The sequence below is a fragment of the Kitasatospora sp. NPDC058243 genome, from assembly GCF_042882025.1.
Lineage (GTDB): Bacteria > Actinomycetota > Actinomycetes > Streptomycetales > Streptomycetaceae > Kitasatospora.
In genome coordinates, this window is sequence record NZ_JBHVWW010000010.1 from 133,254 (window position 1) to 157,146 (window position 23,893).

The 23,893-nt window shown below is 70.3% G+C and carries 17 protein-coding genes and 1 pseudogene; 7 read left to right on the plus strand and 11 right to left on the minus strand.

All coding sequences use genetic code 11. The features are described 5' to 3' along the window. Positions 1-205: 205 nt before the first annotated feature. Positions 206-531, plus strand: a pseudogene (locus ACFVX9_RS10170) (transposase); the annotation flags it as partial. Between the two features lie 126 nt (positions 532-657). On the opposite strand, the gene ACFVX9_RS10175 reads toward ACFVX9_RS10170, so the two are convergent. Further along, entirely contained in the window at positions 658-1,008 is a 351-nt protein-coding gene (locus ACFVX9_RS10175; RefSeq protein WP_380372275.1) for a hypothetical protein, read from the minus strand. Between the two features lie 2 nt (positions 1,009-1,010). Here ACFVX9_RS10175 and ACFVX9_RS10180 point away from each other — a divergent pair, with 2 nt between their 5' ends. Beyond that, entirely contained in the window at positions 1,011-1,271 is a 261-nt protein-coding gene (locus tag ACFVX9_RS10180; RefSeq protein ID WP_380480296.1) for a hypothetical protein, read from the plus strand. A gap of 201 nt (positions 1,272-1,472) precedes the next feature. Here ACFVX9_RS10180 and ACFVX9_RS10185 read toward each other — a convergent pair whose 3' ends face one another. The 7 genes from ACFVX9_RS10185 to ACFVX9_RS10215 form a co-directional block, all read right to left on the minus strand. After that, positions 1,473-3,098, minus strand: coding sequence for a hypothetical protein (locus ACFVX9_RS10185; RefSeq protein ID WP_380480298.1), 1,626 nt, complete (start codon positions 3,096-3,098; stop codon positions 1,473-1,475). Further along, positions 3,098-6,529, minus strand: coding sequence for a hypothetical protein (locus tag ACFVX9_RS10190; protein ID WP_387981249.1), 3,432 nt, complete (start codon positions 6,527-6,529; stop codon positions 3,098-3,100). The genes ACFVX9_RS10185 and ACFVX9_RS10190 overlap by 1 nt, the downstream gene beginning before the upstream one ends. 29 nt (positions 6,530-6,558) lie before the next feature. Then, the gene (locus ACFVX9_RS10195; RefSeq protein ID WP_387981251.1) at positions 6,559-8,679 is read right to left on the minus strand and encodes a hypothetical protein; all 2,121 of its coding nucleotides are present in this window, start codon (positions 8,677-8,679) and stop codon (positions 6,559-6,561) included. A gap of 16 nt (positions 8,680-8,695) precedes the next feature. Beyond that, a complete protein-coding gene (locus ACFVX9_RS10200; RefSeq protein ID WP_387981252.1) occupies positions 8,696-11,464 on the minus strand; it encodes a DUF6603 domain-containing protein in 2,769 nt (922 codons plus the stop codon). 396 nt (positions 11,465-11,860) lie between these two features. Further along, positions 11,861-13,240: an SDR family NAD(P)-dependent oxidoreductase gene (locus ACFVX9_RS10205; protein WP_387981254.1), complete on the minus strand. Its 1,380-nt coding sequence runs from the start codon at positions 13,238-13,240 to the stop codon at positions 11,861-11,863. A gap of 61 nt (positions 13,241-13,301) precedes the next feature. Next, positions 13,302-14,936, minus strand: coding sequence for a prenyltransferase/squalene oxidase repeat-containing protein (locus tag ACFVX9_RS10210; RefSeq protein ID WP_387981256.1), 1,635 nt, complete (start codon positions 14,934-14,936; stop codon positions 13,302-13,304). Between the two features lie 55 nt (positions 14,937-14,991). Next, positions 14,992-15,840 (minus strand): terpene synthase family protein, encoded by an 849-nt coding sequence (locus ACFVX9_RS10215; protein ID WP_387981258.1) that lies wholly within the window; start codon positions 15,838-15,840, stop codon positions 14,992-14,994. Between the two features lie 440 nt (positions 15,841-16,280). On the opposite strand from ACFVX9_RS10215, the gene ACFVX9_RS10220 reads away from it, so the two are divergent. Both ACFVX9_RS10220 and ACFVX9_RS10225 read left to right on the plus strand, forming a co-directional pair. Then, on the plus strand, positions 16,281-17,789 hold the full coding sequence (locus ACFVX9_RS10220) for a hypothetical protein (RefSeq protein WP_387981259.1): 1,509 nt from the start codon (positions 16,281-16,283) through the stop codon (positions 17,787-17,789). A 134-nt stretch (positions 17,790-17,923) separates the two neighbouring features. Continuing rightward, positions 17,924-18,214, plus strand: a complete 291-nt coding sequence (locus ACFVX9_RS10225; protein ID WP_387981260.1) for a hypothetical protein — start codon at positions 17,924-17,926, stop codon at positions 18,212-18,214. An 88-nt stretch (positions 18,215-18,302) separates the two neighbouring features. Here the strand turns inward: ACFVX9_RS10225 and ACFVX9_RS10230 are convergent, their stop codons facing one another. Beyond that, positions 18,303-18,464 (minus strand): hypothetical protein, encoded by a 162-nt coding sequence (locus tag ACFVX9_RS10230; protein ID WP_380372247.1) that lies wholly within the window; start codon positions 18,462-18,464, stop codon positions 18,303-18,305. A gap of 144 nt (positions 18,465-18,608) precedes the next feature. Next, the gene (locus tag ACFVX9_RS10235; RefSeq protein ID WP_387981262.1) at positions 18,609-19,058 is read right to left on the minus strand and encodes a hypothetical protein; all 450 of its coding nucleotides are present in this window, start codon (positions 19,056-19,058) and stop codon (positions 18,609-18,611) included. A gap of 673 nt (positions 19,059-19,731) precedes the next feature. Here ACFVX9_RS10235 and ACFVX9_RS10240 point away from each other — a divergent pair. Then, positions 19,732-21,144 carry an IS4 family transposase gene (locus tag ACFVX9_RS10240; RefSeq protein ID WP_387981263.1) on the plus strand — a complete coding sequence of 471 codons (1,413 nt, stop codon included), beginning with the start codon at positions 19,732-19,734 and terminating at the stop codon, positions 21,142-21,144. Between the two features lies 1 nt (position 21,145). On the opposite strand, the gene ACFVX9_RS10245 is transcribed toward ACFVX9_RS10240, so the two are convergent. Then, positions 21,146-21,349, minus strand: coding sequence for a hypothetical protein (locus tag ACFVX9_RS10245; RefSeq protein WP_387981264.1), 204 nt, complete (start codon positions 21,347-21,349; stop codon positions 21,146-21,148). Positions 21,350-21,831: 482 nt separating this feature from the next. Here ACFVX9_RS10245 and ACFVX9_RS10250 point away from each other — a divergent pair, with 482 nt between their 5' ends. Together ACFVX9_RS10250 and ACFVX9_RS10255 are read left to right on the plus strand one after the other, a co-directional pair. Further along, complete coding sequence (locus ACFVX9_RS10250) at positions 21,832-22,434, plus strand: TetR-like C-terminal domain-containing protein (protein ID WP_387981266.1); 603 nt, start codon at positions 21,832-21,834, stop codon at positions 22,432-22,434. 393 nt (positions 22,435-22,827) lie between these two features. Further along, the coding region (locus ACFVX9_RS10255; protein WP_387981268.1) for an Acg family FMN-binding oxidoreductase at positions 22,828-23,893 on the plus strand (1,066 nt) is incomplete at its 3' end.

Sequence of the window (23,893 nt, forward strand, 5' to 3'; positions counted from 1 at the left end):
TCGCAGTGATCGCTGTGTTAGTGATTCGAGCGTAGCGCAAACGCATCGATCACTGCATTTGCAGGGCGGATGTCGGCGGTTCGAAACCGTCCGCGCCCACAGCAAACATGCAGGTCAGAGGGCCGTGGTGCTAGCTCGAAAGGGCCAGCACCACGGCCCGAAGCACATTGAAAAGACATCTCATTTGGGCTTGCAGGCTGCTTCCGTGACGATCGTGGAGTGCTTGGTGCCGGACGAGTTGTGGGAGCTGTTCCAGTTGGTGGTGCCGGCGGCGCCGACCCGCCCACAGGGCGGTGGTCGGGCGCCGCTACGGCGACCGGGAGGCGCTGGTGGCGATCGTGTTCGTCGCGACGTCCGGGTGCACCTGGGCCCAGCTTCCGCCCTGCTTCGGCCCGTCCGGGCCGACCGCCCACCGGCGATTCACCGAATGGAGCAGGGCCCGGGTGTGGGCCAAGTTCCACCGGGTCGTCCTGGACGAGCTGGGCGCGCGGCAAGCTGGACTGGTCGAGGTGCGCGGTCGACTCGGTGAACGGGACGGTCACCCAGGTCGAGCGGCTCACCGACCTGCCTGAGCACCCCTGATCCGGCGTGCGGCGGCTGGTGCGCGCCGCCTTGAGCTGCGGGTCGCACCGGTTGTCGCGAAGTCTTGACACTGCGTCACAGGCCGCGAACCCTGGTGCTGTACTCCAGGGCCGCGAGGGACACGGCATGCCATGGGTTGACGAGAGCGGGCGCCACCAGGGTTTCCTGCTGCATGTTTTCCAGGTAGACGTGCTCCGGCGGGACGTAGCGAGGGAGCGGGATTCCGATTGCCGGGTTATAAGCAATCCGGCGCGCACGCACTGCATGGTCCAGCACTCTCTTAAGGACGACGTGGATCTTCCGAATGGTGCTCGCGGAGAGGGGTTTTCCGTTGGATACGGAGTCCGCGAGGATGTCGCCGAGCCACTTGGCGATGCCATCGAACTGGATGCGAGCGACCGGAGTTGATCCCCATTTGGGGATCACGTATGTGTCCAGTGCGATTCGGTGCCGCCCTCCGCGACCGCCAACGCCTGGACGACATCGCCTACCTCACCCCCGACCGCATGGCGCACCCCACCCACCGCGCCCTCCTGACCGCGCTGGTCGAGTCGCGCACCAGTAACCCGACCACCCTGGCCCCCCAGTTGCCGGCATCGTCGAGCGCCACCTTCGTCTTGGCCTACGACGAACACGACGCCAAGCCCTACCGCTGGACCTACGACGGCAGCCCACTCAAAGCCGCATGAACTCCCGAAGGATCAACGCGGCGCTGCACTAGTGGTCGGTTCTGCTGACTGTGACGCCGAAGAGGTCGCAGACGACGCTTGGCGACAGTTGGACGCAGAGACGCCGCCTGCCAGCCGAGGAAGGTGGCCGTACCGGAAGTCCGGTGGGAGCACGTGGGTGCCAGCCATTCCGGTACGGCCTGGTTTTCGCCTGTGGCCCAACTACCGGTAGATGGCGTGCAGCCTGCCGTTGAGTGCGACCACTGACGGGCTGCCGGTGCCGGGGAGGGGGGAGATGTCGTCGGACGGCAACCAGGAGCCGAGGACGTTGGCTGAGTACCGGAGTTTCCCGCTCTCGTCGCGGTAGGCGCAAGCCACCCCTGTCAGGTACGGGACGAATGCTGGCCCGTCGCTCGTTCGCGCTCCGGGGATGGGGGCACCGTCTCCAGTCACCAGAGTGACGCGGACTGCGCCGTCCTCTGCCCTGTAGGCGAACTGAGGCCCGAGCAGGGTGCTGGCCGCAGCTGGCCCGTGGGTTGTCTTGACGGGGATGTTCGTGGGCTCCGGCGGTGTGTCGTCGATGATGGCGCCGAAGTAGATCGATCCGTCCGGGTGGCGGAACCCGCAGTTGGGGCCCGTCAGCAGTTGCACAAGTGTCGGTTTGTGGGTGGTTGTCCAGTTCTTTGTGGTGATGCGAGTGGGGGTGCTCCAAGCGAGCTGTCCGGGTTGCGTGGGGTCCGCTGTCCCGATGGTCCGGTGCATGGCGTTGTCCGGGGTGCGGTAGACGCAGTAGAGCTTGTTGTTGACTTCGAGGAAGGCGGGTTCTTCGCAGGCTGCGGGGGGCAGGTTCGTGGGGGTGATGATCCAGGTGTCGCCGTGGAGGGTGGCCCAGAGCGGTTCCTGGCGCTGGAAGGCGCTGGCCACGAAGTGCAACTGGTTGTTGTACTTGAAGAGGGTGGGCATGGAGTGGCCGAAGAGGGTGGGTACGTTCGCTTGCGACCAGGGGGCGGATGAGGAGTTGCCCTCGGTGCCGTAGCGCAGGTTGGAGATGGCCCCGCGGACGAAGAGGCTGCCGACTTCGAGGTCCGGGACACGGACGGTGGCGGTGGTGTTGAGGATGCGTTCGGCGGTGCCGTTGCCGATCTGGACGGTGGCGCGCAGGTAGAACTGGGTGGTGTGGCCGACGTTGTTGAGCGTGTAGGTGCTCTTGTCCAGCACGTTGACGTCGGTGGTGTCGTACAGCAGGCGCAGGGAGGAGACGCCGCCGGCTTCCCAGGTGAGTGTGACGGTTTCGCCGTTGTTGATGATGGGCGGTTTGGCGATGAGGTTGCGCAGGTAGAAGTCGGCGGGGAACTTGCCGATCTCCAGCGTCGTGGTGTCCGGCAGGAAGGACTCGCTGGAGCCGGCCGGGCGTGAGTAGACCTGGATGAGGAGCGGAGCGGTGCCGACCTGGCGGTTGATGCGCACGCCCATGAGCTGGACGGTGAGGCCCTCGTCGCGGCTGATGGTCGCATGGCCGGAGGTGGGGGCGAAAGTGATCGTCTTCGCCTGGGCGTTGGTGGTCGCTGTCCAGTCCTTGAGGCTGGTCTGGGGGTCGATGCCCTCCAGATCGAGGGCGAGGTCGGGGGAGTTGGGGCCGGTCGGGATGACAACGACGATCTTGTTGCATTCGATGGCCTCGCCGCTGCGGCGGCTGCCGACGATCACCAGGTCGGCCCGCTGGGGGTCCCCCGTGTTGGGGGAGACGCGGATGGGGTCGGGGTTGGTGCTGAGGCTGAACTCCAGGGCGGTGGCGGCGGCTTCGGCATCTTCGGAGCCGGTTGCCGCGGTCTGGGAAACGGTGCTCATCAGTGTGCTTCCTCGTGTCGGGTTACGGCGGCGGCCTCGTCCAGGACGAGGAAGCCGGAGCGGATCTGGGGGTCTTGACCGATCGGAAGACCGGTGGGGTCGGGGACGGTGATGGGCATGGACGCCCACGCGTCGGCGGCGCGCTCTGTCCAGGTCCAGGTGCCGGTCGCGGTGGCTGGGTGCGGGAGGAGGGCGGCACCGTCGTTGGTGGTGGCGGCGAGGAGGGGGCCTGCGCGGAAGCTGACCGCCATGTTCGCCAATGCGTGGGTGGTGAACTCCTGGGGGAGGTGGATGGCGGTGACGGGCAGGATGTCGGTGGTGGCGTGGACGGCCGCCCTCGGGTCGAGGAGGAGGGTGACGAGGGCGGTGCTGGCGGAGTTGAAGGCGAGTTGGAGGCGCTGGCCCTTGTCGATGGGCCGCAGGTAGCCGGCGGAGTCGCCGCTCGGCGTGATGACGGTTTCGAAGTGGGTGTAGTCGTTGTCGAGGACGTAGCCGATGAGGCCGTCGTCGGTCTGCCGGGCCTCACCCAGGCGCACGGTCCACTGGTAGTGCGGCATCTTGGGCTGGGGCGGGTTGAGGACGTTCTTCCAGGTGACGTCAGTGCGCGGCGGGCCGGACAGTTCCAGGTCGAGGCGGGCGCGGACGAGGGCGAGGGGGCGGCCGAGGAGGAAGGCCAGGCTCTCGTCGGCCGGTCCGTCGGGGTCGATGGTTGCCAGTACGGCGTCCAGGTGGGCGCGCACCGCGTCGAGGACGGCCGGGCCGCGCTGTTGGATGGCGGCGAGGAAGCGGTGGGCGTGCGGGGAGAGGGCGGCGAGCTGGTCGAGTTCCTGGATGTCGGAGCCGGGCAGTGCGGTCCATGCGACGATCCGCTGTCCGTTGGCGGACAGCACGGTGCGCAGGTCGCCGAGCGCGTGGCCCTCGGGGCCGTAGCAGGCGATCGACTTGTCGAGTCGGTTGTGCAGGAGCCAGGCGCAGACGGGGTTGGTGCCGGGGGTGAGGTCGACGGGCTCGTCGCGCTGTGCGGAGAGGAAGTCGAAGTGCAGGCGGGCGGGTTGGAGCAGGCGCGGGCCCAGTTCGATGTAGCGGTCCCGGTCCATCTCGCCGACGAAGTGGTCGGGGACCATCGTCTGGGGGCGGAAGGGCCGGAAGTGCTGCGGGTTGTCGATCAGGTTGACCGCGCGGCCGAATCGGTCGACCACGGACAGGGCGGCGAAGGCGAGGTGGCCCGAGCGCAGCTCCTGGAAGTCGGTGGGCTCCCAGTCGTCCCACTCGAAGACCGGTTGTGGTCCGGGGTCGGGTGCCTGGCGGTCGGCGTCGCCGATCAGGCCGCGGATCGCCCCGGTGGGGCGGAGGGTGGTGCGTGCTTCGCGCTGGGCGACCTCGGCGCTCAGGCCGTCCAGGCGCTGGGAGAGCTGGTCGAGGCTTCGAGCCTGTTGGCGCAGCTGCTGGATGAGTTCGTCGGGGAGGTCGCCGCGGCCGGCGGCGTAGCCGGCGAGCTTTCCGTCCTGGTCGTGGCCGCTGGTGGGGGCGAGGGTCTGGCGTCCGCCGGCGGTGACGGCGTAGGTGAGGTCGCCGGTGCCCTTCCAGCGGTAGCGGTTGCCGTCGAAGCTCCAGTGGGCCGTGCCGTTGTTCGCCTGATAGGGGATGGCGGTGTATTCGGCCCGCCACATCAGGTAGAGCGGCTGCCAGGGCTGGCGCCACGGATCAGTGCCCAGGGCTGGCAGGGTGCCGGTGGCGGCGTTGAGGTTGGCGCCGGTCTTGCGGGCCTGGTCGAGGATGCAGAACTCGGTGACCAGCGCGGGTACCGCCTCGGGCAGGTGGGCGGTGTTGACCTTGGCGACGTCGGCGGCCACGCTCAGCGCGGTGATGGAGCCGACCGCTGTGACCAGGCGTTCCTCGGTGCGGCACGGCAGCCTGGAGCCGCGGGTCATGGGGGCGTTGAGGTTGGCGCCCTGGAGCATGATGACGGGGTCGGCGTGCTGCTCGTAGGGGTCGAGGGGGACGCGCTGCAGGACGCGGGCGCCGCGCAGGCCCTGGTCCGCGGCGTAGGCGCGGGCCCGCTCGGCGAGGGTGTCCGGATCGTTCGCCCAGGGGATCTCGGTGCGCCTGTCGCGCAGTTGGGCGGCGAGGTCGGCCACCTTTCCGGCGGCGCCGTCGGGATTGGCGGGGTTGAGCTCGGCGGCGCTCCGGCGGGCGAAGAAGTCGGGTTGCTTCTTCTCCTGGGCCAGGGACCAGACGTTGTACAGGTGTTCCTGGGCGCCGGCCAGTTTGCGTTCCAGGTCGTCGAGGTCGGCCTGCTTGGTGTTGAGGCCGGCGGTGACGTCCTGTTCGAGGCGTAGTTGGCGGGTGCGTTCGCCGGCCGAGAGCGGGGGGAGTGCGTTCGGGTCGCCGCGGTCGACGACGCGCCAGGTGTAGCCGCCGGGGACGGGGCCGAAGCCGCCCTGGTGGGCGGTGCGTTCGGGGAACAGGTCGCCGTCGGATCGGTCCAGTTCGTCCAGGACGCCGAGGAGGAACGCCCGGTAGAGGCGGGCGTCGTCGGCGTTCAGGGAGCCGGGACCGGCGGCCTGTTCCTGGAGGACGGCGGCGGCCTCGGCGGCGCTGTTACCGATCGCAACGGCGATCTTGGCGGGGCCGGGGCAGTCGGAGACGGGGATGCCGCCGTTCGGTTTCCAGTCGATGCCCAAGGCGGTGCCCGTGTAGAGGGAGCGGCGAGGGCTGCCCATCCCGGGCGGCAGGCTCCAGTGGAGGCGGTCGAGGAGGTGGGTGTAGTCCTCGGTGCCGGCGAGGATGTCTTTGCCCTCTTGGGAGTACCAGCCGGTGACGTAGTAGCTGAGCCGGTCGTCTCCCTCGATGTCCGCCAGCGTGTCGTGGATGGAGAACACGTTGAGGTTGTAGGGCTGGTAGACGGAGAAGGTGAGCAGGCCGGGGCCGAGCGCGGTGAGGAACGGTTCGCGGGCGTCTGCGGGTTCGCGCCACGGCGCCTGGACGGTGAGGTCGTGGCGGCGCCCGGCCTTCGTCGCGGTGGGGGTGGCGGCGTCGGGGTCGAGGTAGGAGACGGCGCCGTTCTGGGGGTCGAGGTAGTCGCTTTCGACGATCCAGGACGTCATGGCGCGGTTGGAGCGGCGCACCACGAGCCAGCGGTTGGGGACGAGGGGGAAGTCGCCGATCTCGCCGCTCTCGCTGTCCTGGTGGCCCTGGCACAGCGCTTCGGGGAGCTGCCACTGCAGGTAGACGCCGAGCCGCTCGGGCTTGTCGCGCCAGATCTCGGTGCCCTGGAACGGCAGCGGCTCGGGCGGCTGGTTGTCCTCGGTCAGGGAGCGGAAGTTGGCCTGCCAGCGTTGGATGACGTACGTGCCGTCGGTGTCGCGGGTCTGCGCGTTGACTGCGAGCGCGGCCACCTCGACCGGCACCACGAGGGTGTTGTTGGGCATCGTGTGAAGGTCCGTTCCGGGGTGGCGGGTCAGGGCCGGGCGAAGGTCTGGATCTGCGGTGCCTTGATCATCTGAAGGGCGAACCGGGCCGGCGACAACGCGGGGAGGTTGTGCGCGCGGGCGAGTTCGGGGGCGAGCTTGCCCGCGATGTCGAGCACGTCGCCGGCCGGGCGCAGGAAGCGGCCGAAGCCGGGCGGGTCGGGGAACTCGCCCATGGGCGAGCCGATGTCGGTGCCGGTGAGTTTGCGCAGTTCGATGGTTCCGACGTCCCCGATGCCGAACATCAGGCCCTGCGGGGGTTCGGCAAGGGTGAAGGTGTCGATGACCTCGGGGTAGAGCAGCAGCAGGACGTCGGTGCCGTACACGTCCCGCCGCATGGGTTCCACCACCGTGTCGCCGCGGAACGCGGTGATGATGGTCTTGGGCCAGTTGGGGATGAGGTCGGAGCGGATCAGCACGCCGCACTCGGGGGCGTCCTGGATCCCGGTGGCCAGCGTGTTGAGGTCGGCGTCCAGCGCGTGCCCCACCCCGACGCTGAGCGCGCCGTCCACGGCGGCGCGGATCCACCCCGGGTCGACGTGGAAGAAGCGGATGCTCTCCGGCGGCAGCATCCGCGCATCGGGTACCAAGTGCTCGAAGGGGACCATCTCCAGGAGCGGCAGGCGGTCCAGCCACGCGCGGACCGGGTCGAGCTGGATGGCGCTCGCCTCCCGCAGGACACCGCGCACATCCGGCTCGGCCAGCGCACTACGCAGGTCAGCGGAGCTCAAGGGGGCTACCCGGGTCGAGGGGGCGGCGGCGCGGCGCTGGGCTGCCGCGAGTTGGGTGCCGGTGCGGGTGAGGGCGCCCATGAGAGCACCGTCAGCGGTGAGCAGCCGGTCGAAGCCGCGGTGAGCGAGATTCTCGCTCAGGAGGGTGGCGGCGGCACGCGCGCTGGTGCCGGCGAGTTCGGGGTGGGCGAGCAGGCGGCGGGCAGCGCGACGCGCGGCGGCGCGGAACTCCATGAGCTTGGTGCGGAAGGGCGCGTCCGCGAGAGCGAGGGCGCGGCCGAGGCTGAACGCGCTGGCGTAGCCGGTGTCGTAGACGCCGTACTTCTCCAGGTAGATCAGGGCCTCGCCGGGCGACTCCAGGCGCGGTGCTGCGGGCTTCGGGAGCTCCTGGGCCTTGGTGGCGGTGAACGGGCCCCGGTAGAAGGCGAAGCTGCGCTCGCCGGACTCCAGGCGCTGTGGGAGCGCGGTGGCCCCGCCCTTCAACCGCGCCAGCGCCTCGGGGTCGGTGGCGGTGCCGGGCAGGGGCAGCCGTAGGAGCGGTTCGGGTGCGGCGGCGAGGTTCTGGACGATGTCGCCGAAGCCGATCGTCGAGTCGGCCTGGGTCTCGAAGGACCACGAGTGGAGGGAGACCATCCGCAGGCCCTGCGCCGGCGGTGTGCCGCCGTTCAGGTAGCTCTCGAAGCCGTCCAGGGAGACGAGGTGCGCGACGTGCTGGCCGCCGCTGACGGCGGGGAAGCGGTTGGCGACGACGACCGCGTTGAGGTCCTCCTCCTCCGGCTCGGGGTCGGAGCCCATGGTGGCGTCGGGAGGACCGCCCTCGCGGACGTGCGCGAGCAGGGCCATGTCGGCTGGTTTGGGACACACGGTGGTGAACAGTGCGGCGGGCACGTGGATGGTCCGACAGGCCAGTTCCTGCTCGTCGTCGGACACGTTCTCGGGTGCGATGGCGGGTGGTTGTCCTGGGTTGTGGTCCTGTCCGGCGAGCAGGTCGCACACGGTGATGACCTTGACCTGGCCCACCGCCTCGCGGTCCTCGGGCAGTTCGCCCTCGCGGAAGAGCAGCAGGGCGATCCACGGCACGCCCTCCTCGGCGCCCTTGAGACGCCGGAACCAGGGCAGGGCGGGGGTGTCGAGGGTGATGTGCGGCAGCAGCTGGCTGTAGGTGCCCACCGCGCCGGGCACCGGGTAGCAGGCGTGAACATCGGTGTCGGCGATGGCGAAGCGCAACTGCCGTACGTCGAAGGGCTGCTGGCGGGTCGGCAGGGAGCTGCCGGTGTCGATGCCGGTGATGCTCTGCTCGACGTTGATGCGGTAGCGGCCTGCGGACAGGGACGGGATGCGGTGGTCGAAGAACCGGGTGCGGTGGCCGACGGTGGCCATGCTCAGTCCCCCTTTCTTAGGCGGCAGGCACGAGCATGGGCTCGGCGGTGAAGGTGGCCTGAGCGGCACGGGCGTAGGCGCTCAGGTCGTTGTCGAGCTGCCCGAGGTTCAGGCCGAGCCCGGCGAGCACGCCGGCGAGCTGGCCGCGGGCGGTGATCTGCGTGGCGGCGGCCACCGTGGTCGCGATCGTCGCGATGACGCCGGACGGCCGTGCGGGGATTGCGCCGACGGGCCCGTCGGTTGCCTTGAGCGGCTGGTGACCGTCGGGGTTGACGGGGTCGAACTTCAGGGCCTCTTCGGAGATGTAGCCGGTGGAGGTGCCGTTGCGCAGCGGTGGCGCGGCCAGGCGGACACCGGTGAGCTGGTTCGCGATGAGCTGGTCGCCGTCCTTGGCCGGAAGCGTGTTGCCGGCGCCGGTCCCCCACAGGGCCTGGGCCACCGAGGCGGTGGTCCTGGCGCGCGACCAGGTGGTGAGGTCGACGCTCTCGCCCTCACGGGTGAGCGAGACGCACTGCACGCTGGTTCGGCCGGTTTGCTGCATGGGCCGGATGTTGAGCAGGCTGCCGCTCTCCGCAGGTGTTCCGGCCTTGGTGTTCAGGTACAGCTGGGTGACGGGGACGGTGGAGTCGGTGGTGAAGGAGAACCCGGCGGCGGAGACCTCCCAGGCGCCGTCGCTACGGGTGCCGTCCGTCTGGGTGTTCTCGATCAGTCCGGCTCCGGGCAGGACGCGCACCGCGCTCTCGGGCGGCGGCAGCATCTCACGGAACCCGGCCCAGTCCAGTGAGCGGTCCTGGGGTGGCCGGGAGGCGCCGAAGTTGATGGTGAAGGAGATGAACCACAGGTGGACCTCGGCGGATCCGCCGAAGGCGGGCCCCCACAGCTGGAGGCTGACGCCGACCTCGATGGTGATGCTGATCCGGATGAACCAGATCTTGATGGACGCGGACACCCCGATGGAGATTTTGAGCGAGGCGTCGATGTAGAACGGCTTCCACTGGATCAGCAGGTCCACCTTGGCCACGCACCAGGCACGCACCGGGCCGGCGTGGAACTGGATGTCGAGGTCACCGCCGGCCATCACCGCGGCCGGGGTGAGGGCGAAGTAGGCGTTGCCGGAGACGGTGACGTTGCCGCCCAGCGCCCAGTCGAACCCGACCCGCGTGGGCCTGGGATAGTGGGCGGGCACCTGGTACTTGGGGTGGTAGCCGCCCACGCTGAGGACGAGGTCGCCGGCATGGGGGCTCTCGCCGAACCAGGACTTGAGCGCGACCCCGCCGCGCAGGCGGCAGTTGGGATCGAGGAGGAAGGAACTGGGGGTCAGCGCGGCTTCGATCGCGAGCTCGCCCTGCAGCGGTTTGATCACGGCCCGCACGCCGATCTCGGCCCTGGCGTACTTCTTGGTCCCGCCCTTGGGGAAGTCGACCCCGCCCATGCCCAGCAGGGCCACGGTCAGCTCCGGTCCGGTCTGCAGGAGGGCCATCGCGCGGCCCTCGACGAACTCGGCGACGGTGAACGCCAGCCCGGCGGCAACCCACAACTCGTCCTGGGCGGGCCTGATCCACGGGTTGTCGCCACCCACGAGGGTGCCCAGGATCTTGACCGGGTTGCCCTTCTCCGCGCCGATCGCCCCCGGGTTGGTCAGGGCCTTGATGAACGGGAAGACCCCGATCTCCTCGACCTCGGGCACCCGGATCCTGCTGTTCCAGCCCATGCCCGCCGCGATGCCGTTCAACCGCAGTGCGGGGATCCCGATACCGGGGTTGCTGCCGATGGCGGCGAAAGCGAAGAACGACGGGTCGGTCCCCGCCTGGGGCACGACGTAGGCGCCCATCCCGGTCCCGTACAAGCCCTTGCCGGAGTCGCCACTGTCGAATGAGAACAGCAGCACACCCCCGATGATCGTCTTGTACGGGGCCTGCGCGGGCAGCACGGTGAGCGTCCCCGCGATCCGCAGCGGCGGGGTGCTGTAGTCAATGCCGAGGCCCTGCCCATCCAGGGGGTTGCCGATGGGCTTGAAGCCGCGCTCACGCCCCGGCGCCGGGACGCCCAAGACCGCGAATCCGTCACGGGTCGCGATCGCGCGCAGGGGACGGGACAGGCCGCGCCGCCGGGTCGTTGCCGTGCGCTCGGGCATGACACGACCCAGACCGTCGACGCGCGAGGCGTCGAGGCGGGGCACCGCGAGGGGGGCCTTCACCGGAACGACCGAGCCGTCGGGCAGTACCAGCCAGGACCCGGCAGCAAGCCCCCCAGTCGCACGGATGTCGAGGATCGCGAGCTGATCCTCCGTCAGGTTCTGTTCGCAGCAGACCATCCGCCAGCCGTCGGCCTCGGCGACGAACAGGCGAGCGTCTTGGGAGAGTGCCGCACGCCCTCGGGGACCGGCGGCGGCCAGTGTGGCTCCCGCCCCGTTCCTGGCGAGGGTGATCCGGTCGACATCGGGGCCGGGCAGATGGGGCACGTCCACGCCGAGGACGCGGGCGAGCTCGTCCGCGCGCGTGCCGGGCGCAGGCAGTTCGATGTCCAGAGCAACCGCCGTGACGACAGAGCCGTCATGGCTGAACGTCGCACATACACGGACCGGCCTGTCCGCGAGGGACGTAACAGCGGCGCCGACCGCCCGCAGCGCGCCAGAGTGGCCATCGCTGCTCGCGAGGCGGAGCACCCCGTCAGGGAAGAAGGGCTGGAACACGTCCCCAAGGCCGAGCATCTCCCCTGGCAGCTCCACCTCCTGACCCTCGCCGGTGTCGAGCAGCTTGCGCAACTCGTCCACATGGATCGTCACAGCCGTCCCCTTCCGTGCCCGTGCGCGGGCATGTCGAAGCTCCGGACGGCAGCGCCATCCCGACCGAGTGATCATTTGATTACAGATCGTAGTGGGGGCTTGGTCTTGGCGGTCGGACCGGCGCAAAGTCGAGCAACAATCGGCCGGAACCTGTCGGTGTCCAGGCAGGCCCTGGCGCATGGCGGGGAGAGTCGGTGGGGGCTTGCGCGAGGGCTCCGCGATGGTGGAGGCCGGGCCACACCAGTGAAGTGGCCGTTGCCGATCAGCGGTGCTCAGCGATCCACATTCGGAAGAGGGGATGCGGAATACATGTGGGGACGACCGTGTGGTCGTCGGAGCCAAAGGTGTTGCTCAGTGCCTCGTTGACCCGATGTGCCGACGACCCTGGTCGCCGGTTCAGCCCGAGTGGCCTGGGGTGAGGCGGAAGATGCGCAGGCGGCGGCCGGAGCGGTCGGCATAGGTGGCGTAGGGGGGCCAGAAGGTGAGGAGTTGCTGCCAGGCGTGGTTGCGGTCGTCGCCGTCGAGGAGGTGGCCGGTGACGGGGGTCCTGCGGCCGTCGCGGGTGATGCCGGCGTGGGGTTGGGCGATGAGGTTGGCGCTCCAGGCGGGGTGGTGGGGCTGTCCGAAGTTGCTGGCGACGACGAGCAGGTCGCCGTTGGGTTCGGTCACGTACATGAGGGGTGTGCGGCGGGGTCGGCCGGTGGTTCGGCCGGTGGTGTGGAGCATGAGGGTGGGCAGCATGGCGGAGAATGTGGTGGCGCGTCCGCCGGTGAGGGTGTGGATGGCGCGGTCCAGGGGCGGGGAGATGTTGGCCATGGCGTCGACGAAGGCGGGGTTGGCGCCTGCGGCGGTGAGCAAGCGCAGTGCGCGGCCCGGCTGTGCGGCGGGTGTCGTGGGGGCGGTCCGGTTCCGGGCGGGGCGGGGTTTGCCGTAGTCGTGGCGGGCGTTGCCGAGGGCGCCGCTGAGGTGGGCGAAGACGCCGGGGGCGAGGGCGTAGGCGCGGTAGAGGGCGGGGAGGTAGCCGGGGATGTCGACCTGGGCCCGGCGCTGTCGCAGGCCCAGGAGGACGGCGTCGGCGACCTGTTCGGGGCTGGTGGTGGGCAGGAAGTCGGCCAGGCGGGGCAGTCGGCTGGAGGGGACGCGGTGGCCGAAGAACTCGGTGCCGACGACGACGCCGGGGCGCACCAGCATGGCGTGGACGGACGTGTGGGCGAGTTCGAGTTGCAGGATGCGGGTGTAGCCCTCGACGGCGGCTTTCATCGCGGCGTACGTGGCGGAGGGGCCTTTCACGAAGACCTTTCCCGCGGAGGAGCCGATGTTGACGATGTGTCCGCTTACTGCGGCACGCATGAGAGGCAGGACCGCTTTGACGGTGTGGACCATGGCGTCGTAGCCGACACGCATGGTGCGCTCGGCGTCCTCGACGCTCGTCTCCTCGACGTCGGCCCATTGGATGTGGGCGGCGTTGTTGACCAGGACGTCGATGCGGCCGAGCTTCCGGTGGGTGCCGGCGATCCACTGCTCCAGGGCGGGGCGGTCGCTGATGTCGAGTTCGTGGAAGGTGACGGTGCCGGGACCGCAGGGCGCGGCGGCGATCTGCTGGGTGGCGCGGGCGATGTTGGTGGTGGAGAGGTCGGCGGCGTGGACGGTGGCGCCGTGCGCGGCGAGGACGCGGGCCAGGGCCAGGCCGATGCCGCCCGCGCCGCCGGTGACCAGGGCGGTCCTGCCGTGAAGCCACGGGCGCGGCCGGACTGGGGTGGGGATGGAAGCGGACACGGTGTGCTCCTTGGGTCGGGCGGGATTCGGGGCAGCGGGTGGGTGGGCGGCGGTGCCGGGGTCAGCGGTGGCCGGCGGGCTCGCTCTGCCGGCGGCCTGTCACCACTGGACGCGGCCCCGGCGGCGGGGGCAGCGGCAAGGGGGCCAGGCGGCGGGTGAGGTGCCCGAGCGCGAGGAGGGTGAAGATGTCGGCGAGGGCGGGGACGGTGAAGCCGAAGGGGCGTGGCCCGATCGAGTCCGGGGTGCTGGCGATGGACCCGTCGGTGCGTTGCTGGGTGAGCAGGTAGGCCGCGCCGCGGGCGGCGGGGCCGGGTGCCGGGCCAGCCGTGCTGAGGGTGATGAGGGCGTACGCGGTGCTCAGGGCGTCGCTGACGTCGCCGTCCTGCCGGCCCCAACCTCCGTCGCTGTTCTGGGAGTCGGTCACCAGGCGGATGGCCTTGCGGGTGATGTGCCAGGCGAAGTGGCCGGGTGTGCCGTTGTCGCGGTGGCGGGCGGCGGCGAGGATCGCGCGGAAGACGGTGTGGTGGCGGCTGCTGCTCCAGTCGGGCGGGAAGGATCCGTCCGGGTGCTGCTGGTCGGCGAGGAAGCCGAGCGCGGACTCCAGGGCGGTGTGCTGGTGGTGGCCCTGGGTGCTGAGGGCGTTGGCGGCGGCGGCGGCCATGCAGGCTTCCGAGGGTGCGCCGGCCAGGTAGGTGGGGAAGCCGCCGTCGGGCCCGCGCAGGGCGTTCAGGGCGTCGACGGCGGTGTGGATCGGCTGCCGGTTGGCGTGGGGGTCGGTGAGGTGGAGGACCTCGATGGCGGCGGAGGTGCAGTCGGTGTCGGCGAGTTGGGCCCTCTCGGTGTAGGACCAGCCGCCCGCGGGGTGCTGCAGGTGCAGCAGGCGTCGGGCAACGACGTCCAGGACGGACCGCGGGGCGTCGGCGGCGTGCAGGGCGATGCCGGCGGTGGCGGTGAGCCAGGTGTCCTCGTCGCAGATGAACGGGATTCCGCCGTCGGCGCGCTGGTGCGTCAGTGCGGTGCGGATCCCGTCGGCGATCAGGGCCTCGTGGCCGGGCAGGGGCACCAGGGCGTGCAGGACGGAGAGGTGGATGAGGAGGTTTCCTTCCCACACCGCTCCGGGCTGCTGGGTGGCTCGCAGCAGGTCCAGGTCGTGCGTGTTGACGAGGTGGGGTTGCCCGTGGGCGCGGGCGAGGATCGCCTTGACGGCGGTGACCTGGACCTGGGCCCAGGTGTGCAGGCCATGCAGGGAGAACGCCTCGGCGGCGGGGGGCTTGGTGGTGGGGGTGGCTCCGAGCAGGAGGAGGACCGCGTGCAGGAGGGCGCGTTTGCGGAGGCCGGTGAAGTCCGGTGCCTGGGCGAGGAGGCGGTCCACGTCCAGGAGGTCGGCCGCGTCGGAGTGGGTGTGGAGGGCGGCGCGGGCCAGCAGTCGCTCCAGCGGCTGCGGGGAGTCGCGGTGCGTGGCGAGGTAGGCGGTCAGGGCGGCGCGGGCGGCGGGCTCCTGGCGGGTGCGGTCCAGCAGGGCCAGCATCAGGGCGGATTCCAGGACGCGGCTGTGGCACGGGTCGCGCAGGGCCCCGTCCGGGCCGACCTGGTCCTGGAGGCGGGTGCGCAGCCGCGTGGTGGCGGGTGCCAGGCCGGCAGGGAACGCGGCGCGGGGCCAGCGGGCCTGGCCCGGAGGTATCGGGGTGACTCTCATCGAGGTCCGTCCTGGTCGTCGTCTGCGGCTGTCACCGGGTGTCCGGCAGAACGGCTCAGGGCTGCGGCGGCGGCTGGTGGCGCGGTGCGCTCGGCAAGGGTTCGGGGGTGAAGCGTCCGGTGACGGCCAGCCAGTGCAGGGTGGCAGCCATGAACGTCTCCACCAGGTCGACATAGCGGCGCAGCTCCTGCCGCCGGTCCTTCGGCAGGCCGCAGGCTGTGCGCAGGGCGGTTGCGGTGGTCTGGAAGCCGGCCCGGCGGTGCTCGATCATGGCGGCCACCCGGGTGCGCGCCGCGGCCATGGAGCTGAAGTCACGGCGAGCGAGCAGCGCCACCAGGTTGTCCTGGCCGGCGGCCTCGTCACCGGCTTGCGAGGCCAGATCGTTCGCCCAGCCTGCGGCATCGGCCACCGCCTCGCGCAGGTCGACCAGTTGGGCATCCACCCGAGGGTCCTCCACCAGGTGGGCGTGGCCGGTGCGTTCCAGCACGTCCAGCATGGGCAGCAGGGTGATCGTGCGCCGCCGCAATCGCAGGTACTCGGGCAGCGCCAGCCGCACTCCGGTCCGGCGCAGGGCGACCTCCTGCTCGCAGGCGTCCAGGAAGTCGACGTAGTCGGCGGTGAATCGCAGCTGCCACCGCGCGGGCATGCCTGCGGCCGTGCGCTCCCAAAGTCCCTCCAGCACTGCCGCGTGTGGGGCCGTCGACGTGGACGCCGCACGGCCGGAAGTGATCACCCGGCGCAGGGGCACGGTGAACCGCTCCAGCTCGCCTGGGGTTGACCCCAGGCCGCGCCGGTCGATCTGGTCGTCCACCCAGCAGATGAACGCCGCCCACTGCGCCGTCAACGCCACGTCCCCCGCGCCACCGCCCGGCAGGGCGCCCTCGGCGAGTACGTTCAGCCGCATCGCGGCAAGGCGTCGCTCCCCGCCGGCATCCGCCACGAGGCCAACCTCCCGCGCCCAACGCAGCACCGGATCGGACGCGGGGACCGTGTCCGCTGATGACGCATCAGTCATGTTTTGATCATGTCAGAACATCGGTGGCCGTGGATGGCGAAAAGTGAAGTCCAGGCGGCGGCACCACATCGGCCGTGCGGCAGCAGCCCCCTGGACGGCAGGGGAACCCCTGTCCCGTTCCTCCGTTGGCCGTCCGTGGGAGCAGGTGGAGAGCGACCCACCCGCGGGAGGGTGACGCCACGTGAGACAGGTTGCACTTTCCACAACCTTCGAGGCGTGGGGCATGTCCCGTGGGGGGAGAGTCAGCCCCGGGGGCCTCCATGGTCTCTGCGTTTCGGGCGCCCGGCGGACCGGAGCGTCCGCTGCCAGGCCCAGTCGAGGGAGCCTTCATGACCGATCAGACGCCTGCTGCCGCACAGCCGGTGCAGTTCCCGCTCACCGAGACGTTCACCCGGTCCGCGCCGGACAACCCGCACTGGAAGTTGCTCGGCCCAGTGCAGTTGAACGGGGGCCTGGAACTCGCCCCGCAGCCGGGCACCGCCGCCACGGCCTTCCTCGACCAGCCGTTCTCCTCCGCACTGGGGGTGGCGATCGACTTCGACTACGCCAACACCGGCCCGGACACTGCCCTCGACGGACTCAGCGTCTACCTGATCGACGGGGCGCAGACGACCGAGCTCGGCGGCCCCGCCGGCAGCCTCGGCTACTCCTCCCACCATCATCCGTCTGGCGGCGACGAGCGAGCGGGGGTCACGGCGGGGTGGGTCGGCATCGGCTTCGACAACGGCGGGTACTTCGCCCACGTGGCCGCCGGACCGGGCGGGGCGGACAGTCGACCGGACACGCTGACGGTTCGCGGCTCCGGCAGCGCCATGTCGGGATTCGACTGGCGCGCCGGTGTCGAGGTTCCCGGAGGGTTCCGCGCCACCTGGGAAGAGGGTGCGCACCTCCAGGTGTCTGTCATCGCCGGCCGCCTGACGGTACGGCGCTCCAGCAAGTCCAACCCGCAGGGCTCACTGCTGATCGACGATTTCGACCTCGCGGGTCAGGCCGGTCAGGCCGCGATGCCCGCGACGTTCAAGCTGGGATTCGGCGCTTCCGAAATCCTCGGTCAGTCCACCTTCCAGATCCGCAATCTCTCGGTGGAACTGCCCGCTGACATGTCGCTGGTGATGAGCGGCCCGCAGAGCGCCAAGGCGGGAGAGCGCGTCGCCTATACCTTCGAGGTGCAGAACCTGGGCCCCAACGACGCTCCCGACGCCAGGGTGGAGGGCCTGATCCCGGGCCCTCTGCAAGCAACGGCGCAGCTCAGCTGCCGGGGGGAGAACGGCGCCGAGTGCGGCTACGGCTCGGTCGTCGGGGGCTTGCACCAGTTGGTGAGCCTGCCCCGGGGCGGCAAGGCCGTGATCACCCTGAGCGGCACCATCGGCCGGCATGCCGAGGGGCGCATGACCGTGACCGGCCAGGTCCAGTCGCGGACCCGCACCAACACGGCCGCGCGCCAGGCCGGATCGGTCGATACCGACGTCGAACTGCCGCGCGTCGCCGTCGCCTCGCAGATCACCGGACAGTGGCCCCAGTCCTCTCCCGAGGGCGCGAACGGATGGATCGTCAGTTACGACCTCACGCTGGCCGCCAACGAACAGCGGGTAGCCGCCTGGGAGATCTCCTTCTCCGTCCCCGCGAACACCCGCGTCAACCCCACCCAGACCTCCTGGTACCAGGTGCTCAAGGACGGCCTCGACGGGCAGACCGTCATCACGTCCCCCGACGGCTCCCACACCATCGACCCCGGCCAATCCCTGACCGTGAACGTGCAGATGCTCTACCCCTCCCAGACAGAGGCCGGCGACGGCAGCCTGCGCAACCTGCTCGCCATCGAGCTGGCCCACCCCTGAACTCCTGCTCTCGACGCCGTGGCGGACCCGGCCCGGTCAGCGGCCCGCATGAGTCGGTCGGTTCAGGCCGCACGGCATCCTCCCCGGGCCTAGCCTGACGGGATACGTACTGCCGATCTTGAGGGGTGCTCGTGATGAGCAACGAAGCAGAATTCACCGTAGAAGCACCTGATGGGGAGGCCTGGCAGATCCCGAACTCGATCCAGGCGACGCCGATGGCAGGCCCCGTCAGCGCCCGTGACCGGCTGCTGGAGACCATCGTGCGGGAGGCCCAGCAGGTCGCCGACAAGCACGCCGGCGAGGCGGCCACAGCCCTGGAAGCCCTGGCCCGCGCCTTCGCTCTCGTGGCCTCACCCACAGGGCAGCCCTCACCAGTCGTGCCGACGATCGGCAGGCGCGACATCCCGGCTCCTGACTACAACTAAGCGAACTGACCGGACACCCAGGAGGCCGGAACACCGGGTGCCCGCCGGTGGAGCCAGCCGGGCACCCCCTACCTGGGTGACCGTCAGATCACTCCTCGCCGTCCTCCTCGGCGTCGTCCTTGAAGACGCTTTCCAAGGGGGACGGCTCAGCGGCCGGGGAGCCGAGCTGCTCTCGGTCAGAGTCGAGCGACGCGGTGCAGAAGCCCTTGATCGCCGTGGGACCGGTCGCGACACGGCCGGTCCGCGCCATCGCTGGCCTTACCTTTGCCAAACGGCAAGCTCCGGAACTCACGGACTGTTGCTTACGCGACATCCCGCCGGCCGCACCTCGTGCGCTGGACGAACGCGGTCAGCTCTCGCACGGGCCTCCACACGGTGGTCGGTGCAGGCGTGGTCACTCCCACGTCTTCGTGAACTTGACGGTGAAGTCGTACCTGACAGCCTCGGCGTTCTCGGCGGACAACGCCACGCCGTAGTTGAAGAGCCCCGCGCGGGTCACGACCCCTGTCGGACTCTCCTCCAGTCCGGTGAGCAGCGTGTGCACCGTGTCACCGGGCGGGAAGTTGCCGTACATCTGTTCGATCTTGTCGACCTTCGCGCCGGCCCTCCTGACCACGTGGATGTAGCGGACCGAGACGGCCGCCGCGTCGCGGACCCGGAACTCCACCACCCACTGGTACTCCTGGCCCTCCATGATCTTGAACGGGTCGTTCAGGGCCTTGAGCGCCTCGGGGGTGTCCGTGGGCCGGCGGACGTCAGGGCGTCCGGCGACCTTCAGGATGTGCGCCACGCACTCCAGGCGGGCGGTGCCGCCCGTGGACTGTTCCTCGTTGGTCATGGCCATCTCTCTACTCCTTCTCGACGGCAAAGGGGCTACGCGTGGTCGACGTCATTCCGGAGCCCCACGACCCGATGCCGGCAGTCGATACGAGCGACGCCCGCCCGTACGGGCATGATCACACTCCCGACTCGGAGTGAAGATCAAAACCGCCATACCCGGGACGGCCGACATCGGGCAGTGGTAGGCGACATCGGATCAAGGCGGCCGAGGGCCAGCCAGAACCGGGTGAGCGATCGGGCCGCGGTCCCGGTGGCCGCGCCGGCGCGCCGGATCACGGCCGGCCCACATCGGTGAGACGGATCGGCTTGGGCTGCCTCTGGACCTGCGGCGGAGCTTGGACAAGCCTCATCGTCCCAGTTCAGAACAATGCCGGTGAGTTAGGGCGTTTCCGCAGGTAGAGCGCATGGCGGTGGCCGATTTGGGCGGATAGCCCGCTGTCGGCATGGGGAATTTCACCACGATCTGATGGTCCGCCAGATGATCTCGGGACACGGCAACGGAGCCCCCGGTAAGACAGAAGATCGACCAAGATCCGACTGTCCGCAAGGGAGCTCCGTTGGGTGCTCAGTGTGCCATCCTCCGAACCGCATCCACGACGACAGCGGCGGGTACAGCTTCCGCGCGAGGCCCTCGCAGTCCGGTGGGAGCGCGATTCGGGGACAGGATCCGGCTCGGCGTGCTGACCGAGGAGATCACACCCGAAGTGGTCGACGAGGTACTGGAGTTGACCGGACGCGTCGAGCGCCGCCGCAGGCTTCTGCCGGCTCGGGCGGTGGTGTACTTCGTCCTGGCGCTGTGTCTGTTCAGCGGTTCGGACAGCGTGGGTCCGCCGGGGTACCGGTCGGTGTTACGCACGCTGACCGAGAAGCTTCGGTATCTGCCGGGCGCGTGCGTCCAGCGGCTGCCCACGAGTTCGGCGTTGACGAAGGCCCGCAAGCGGCTGGGTGAGAAGCCGCTACGGGCGCTGTTCGAGCGCCGCCGCGGCGCCCTGGCCATATCCGCGACGCCCGGCGCGTTCGCCTTCGGGCTGCGGTTGGTCGCCTGGGACGGCACGACACTGGACGTGCCGGATACCCCGGAGAACGCCGCGGCGTTCGGGTTCACCGGCCGCGGCGGCGTCAACCAGAGTGGAAACCCGCAGGTCAGGCTGATGGCGCTGACCGAATGCGGCACCCACGCTCTGGTCGACGGCGCCTTCGATGGGGTGGCGCGGGCCAGTGAGCACGCGCTGGCCCGCCAGCTTGTTGCCAGCCTTCAGCCGGACATGCTTCTGCTGGCCGACCGCGGCTTTACCGGCTACGAACTGTGGGGCCATGCCCGGGCGACGGGTGCTCACCTGGCCTGGCGGATCAAGGGCAATCAGGTGTTCGTGCCTCTGCGGGTCCTGTCCGACGGCTCGTTCATCTCGGTCATGCCGACTCCGAAGGAGACCGTCCGGCACGGCCAGGCACGTGCTGCCGGCCGCACGCTGGCCCAGCCGCCCGAGGGCCACACCGTGCGGATCATCCAGTACACCGTGACCGTCCACCCGAAGGGCGGCCGGCCTCGGAAGGAGATGTTCCGGCTGGTCACCAGCCTGCTGGACCACACACGGGCCCCGGCCCGGCACCTGGCGGCGATCTACCATCAGAGGTGGGAGATCGAGAACGGGTACGACGAGCTCAAGAACCGCCTGCGCGGAGCCGGGTTCGTCCTGCGCTCGAAGTCTCCCGAGCTGGCCTGCCAGGAGGTCTACGCACTCCTGACCGTCTACCAGGCGCTGTGCGCACTGGAGTTGCACGCCGCACAGCGCGGCGCCATCGACCCCGACCGGATCTCCTTCACGGTTACCGTCCAGCTCGCCCGGCTGAAGGTCGCCGGCCAAGCGGCCGCAGACGCCATCACGCTGCTGGCAGCACGCAGCGAGGTCGTCCGCGAGCTCTTGGACGGCTTCCTCCCAGCCCGACGCGACCGTCAGTGCGACCGAGTCAAGAAGCCGCCCAAGAACACCTTCGAAACCAAGAAGCGAGACCGGCCACGCACTCCCGGTCACGTTCAGTACACCCTCAAAGTGGCCTGGCACCCGCCCCTACCTGCGGAAACACCCTAACTCACCGGCATTGCAGTTCAGAAGGCACTTTCGTGTTTCCGCCCCCGATCCGGTCCAGCCTCAGCTGAAACGCGCAGGCTAGTTCCTCAGCGCCTGTGGAGTCGATCAGTGGCGACCGGGCCGCCTCGCTCTCCGGCGCGTTGACCGCATCGAGGTGCTGGAGCAGAGCGAGCACCGCGGCGTATTTACTGCGCGTGATTTCCATGGGCTCGCCGACTGTCGCGAGGGCCCGCTGCGGCAAGCAATGCCCAGGGGGGCCTGGTGGGCGACGGGGATGTTCGAGTCACAGAGCAGTTCGTCGAACCGTCCGGCGGTGATGGTGTCGAAGTGTATGGCCAGCTCCTTTGGTCACGTTCCGTGACCATGGCCGTGGATGAGGGGCTGCGGACACCTGGGGGTGTGCAGCAGGGGTCAGCTCTGCCCGGTGCTCGCGAGGGAGTCGTGGGCCTGAGATGCTGGTGGGCCTCCGAGGGGTCGAGCGGCACAGGCAGTCGGCAGTGACCAGAAGGCCGGCAGATCGCTTCGCGGCACGGAATCGGCACACATGAGGCCGAGAAGCGCAGAGAAGTTGCGAGAGCCTCAGAGATGTATTCTCGCAGGCCAGAGCCCCAATGGTCGACGTTTCTGCAGGTCAGAGGCTCGCCCGGGGAAAACTTAAAAAGCAGTGATCGATGCGATACTGGCCGCATGACCGCTACGACGCCCCCTCCGTCCGGCAACGGCAAGGGCAGCCGGCCCGGCGGCCGCTCCGCGAAGGTCCGAGCGGCTGTCCACCGGGCCGTCCAGGAAGTGGTGGCCGAAGGCTCCCCCGACGTGCTGACGATCCCGGTGGTGGCCGCCCGCGCGGGCGTGCACGCCACCACCGTCTACCGCCGGTGGGGCTCCGTCGGCGAGCTGCTCGCCGACGTCGCTACCAGCCGCTTCACCGGGGACATCGTGGTGCCGGACACCGGGAGCCTGCGCGGGGACCTGGAGCGCTACGCGTTCGACCTCGCCAAGGACCTCGGCGACCCGGACACCCTCGCCCTGGTGCGCGCCACCATCGGCACGGGCGGAGAACAGGGTGCCGCGGCGTGCCGCGGAGAGCGCGCGCAAGGGCTCGAAGCCATCCTCGGGCGGGAGCGGGCCCGGGGCGAACAGCCCCCGACCCTCGAACACACCGCGGACGCCGTACTCGCGCCCCTCTACTACCGTGCCGTCTTCACCGACCTGCCGCTGACCGCCGAATGGACCCGCACCCTCGTGTCGCGGCTGCTGTCGCCCGGTCCGGTCCAGCAGCAGGCCTCCTGAGGTTCGCAGGAGGCCCGAAGAACCTGTTCGGTCGGTGGATGCGAGTTGCGGTACTTCCGTGGTCGGGGAGTCGGCAGGGTCGACGGGGATCAGGTGGAGGTCTCCCGGAGGGCGCTGCGGGAGACCGGGATCATCAGGTCGACGAGCCGTTCGACGATGTCGCGCAGCAGGTCGCAGGCCGTCGCCGAGTGCGAGGCGGCAGGGCTGTTCGGCCCTCCGGCGGGCCGTGTCCGCGGGGGCGGCGCGGGCCTGCCCGGCGAAGCCGGACGCGTCGGCGGGCACCGGTGCCGCTCGGCCGTGGGGCCAGGGCCTTAGGACCCTCGCTCGGCACCACCGGATCGGCGGATGCTTGAACCACCGGAGCTCCCCGCCGAGAACAGGGAGTGATCAACCATGACCACCGAAACCGCCCTCACCACTGCCGATCTGCACCTGTTGGCCGAAGCCGGAGGCCTGGCGCCCTCGCTGCACAACAGCCAGCCGTGGCGCTTCCGTCCCACGCCCGACCTGCTCGGCCTGGAGGTCCGCGCCGACCTGAGCCGGGCCGTTCCGGCCGCCGACCCGGCCGGCAGGGCGCTGCACATCTCGATCGGCGCCGCCCTGTTCAACCTGCGGGTGGCCGCCGCGCACCTCGGCCGCGAGGCCGCCGTCCGGCTGCTGCCGTCCGGCGAAGGCGCGCAGCCGTGTGCCGTGCTCGACCTGTCCGCGCCGGCCCGCACACCGCTGCCCTTCGGCGCCGACCTCTACCCGGCCATCGCCGGGCGCCACTCCAGCCGGCAGCCGTTCACCAACCGGGACGTCCCCGAGGCACTGGTCGCCGAGCTCATCTCGGCGGGCCGGGACGAAGGCGTCACGCTCACCGTGCTGGAGGAGGACAGGGTGCGCCGCGTGCTCGCCCTCACCTCCGAGGCCGAGGCCCGGATCGCCGCCGACGTCACCCGCGAGGCCGAGACCCGCCGCTGGCTACGGCTGGAGCCCTCCTACGACGGCATCCCGCTCGCCGCCCTCGGCTCGCACGACCGCGACGCCCGCGTCCCGATGCGCGGCTTCGCCGGTCACCCGCCGCACCACAGCACCCCGGCCGAACGTTTCGAGGCGCTGCCGCAACTGGCCACCCTCACCACCCACCTCGACAGCCGGGCAGACTGGCTGCGCACCGGACAGGCCATGGAACGGGTGTGGCTGCTGGCCACCGTCCGCGGCCTGCGTGCCTCCGTCCTGCACCAGGCCGTCGAGATCCCCGACACCCGCTGGCGCCTGCGCGACCCGCACGAGGGACCCGGGCACGTCCAGCTCGTGCTGCGCCTCGGCTACGGTCCGTCCGGTGCGGCCAGCCCGCGTCGGAGGGGTGGGGGAGGGGCCGACCCAGGAACCTCGGGGTCGTTGGGAAAAAAAGGGGGGGCCCGGGGTGGAGGCTTTCGTGAGAGTGGGAGCTGGTGTGCTTTTCCCCCTGTCCAGG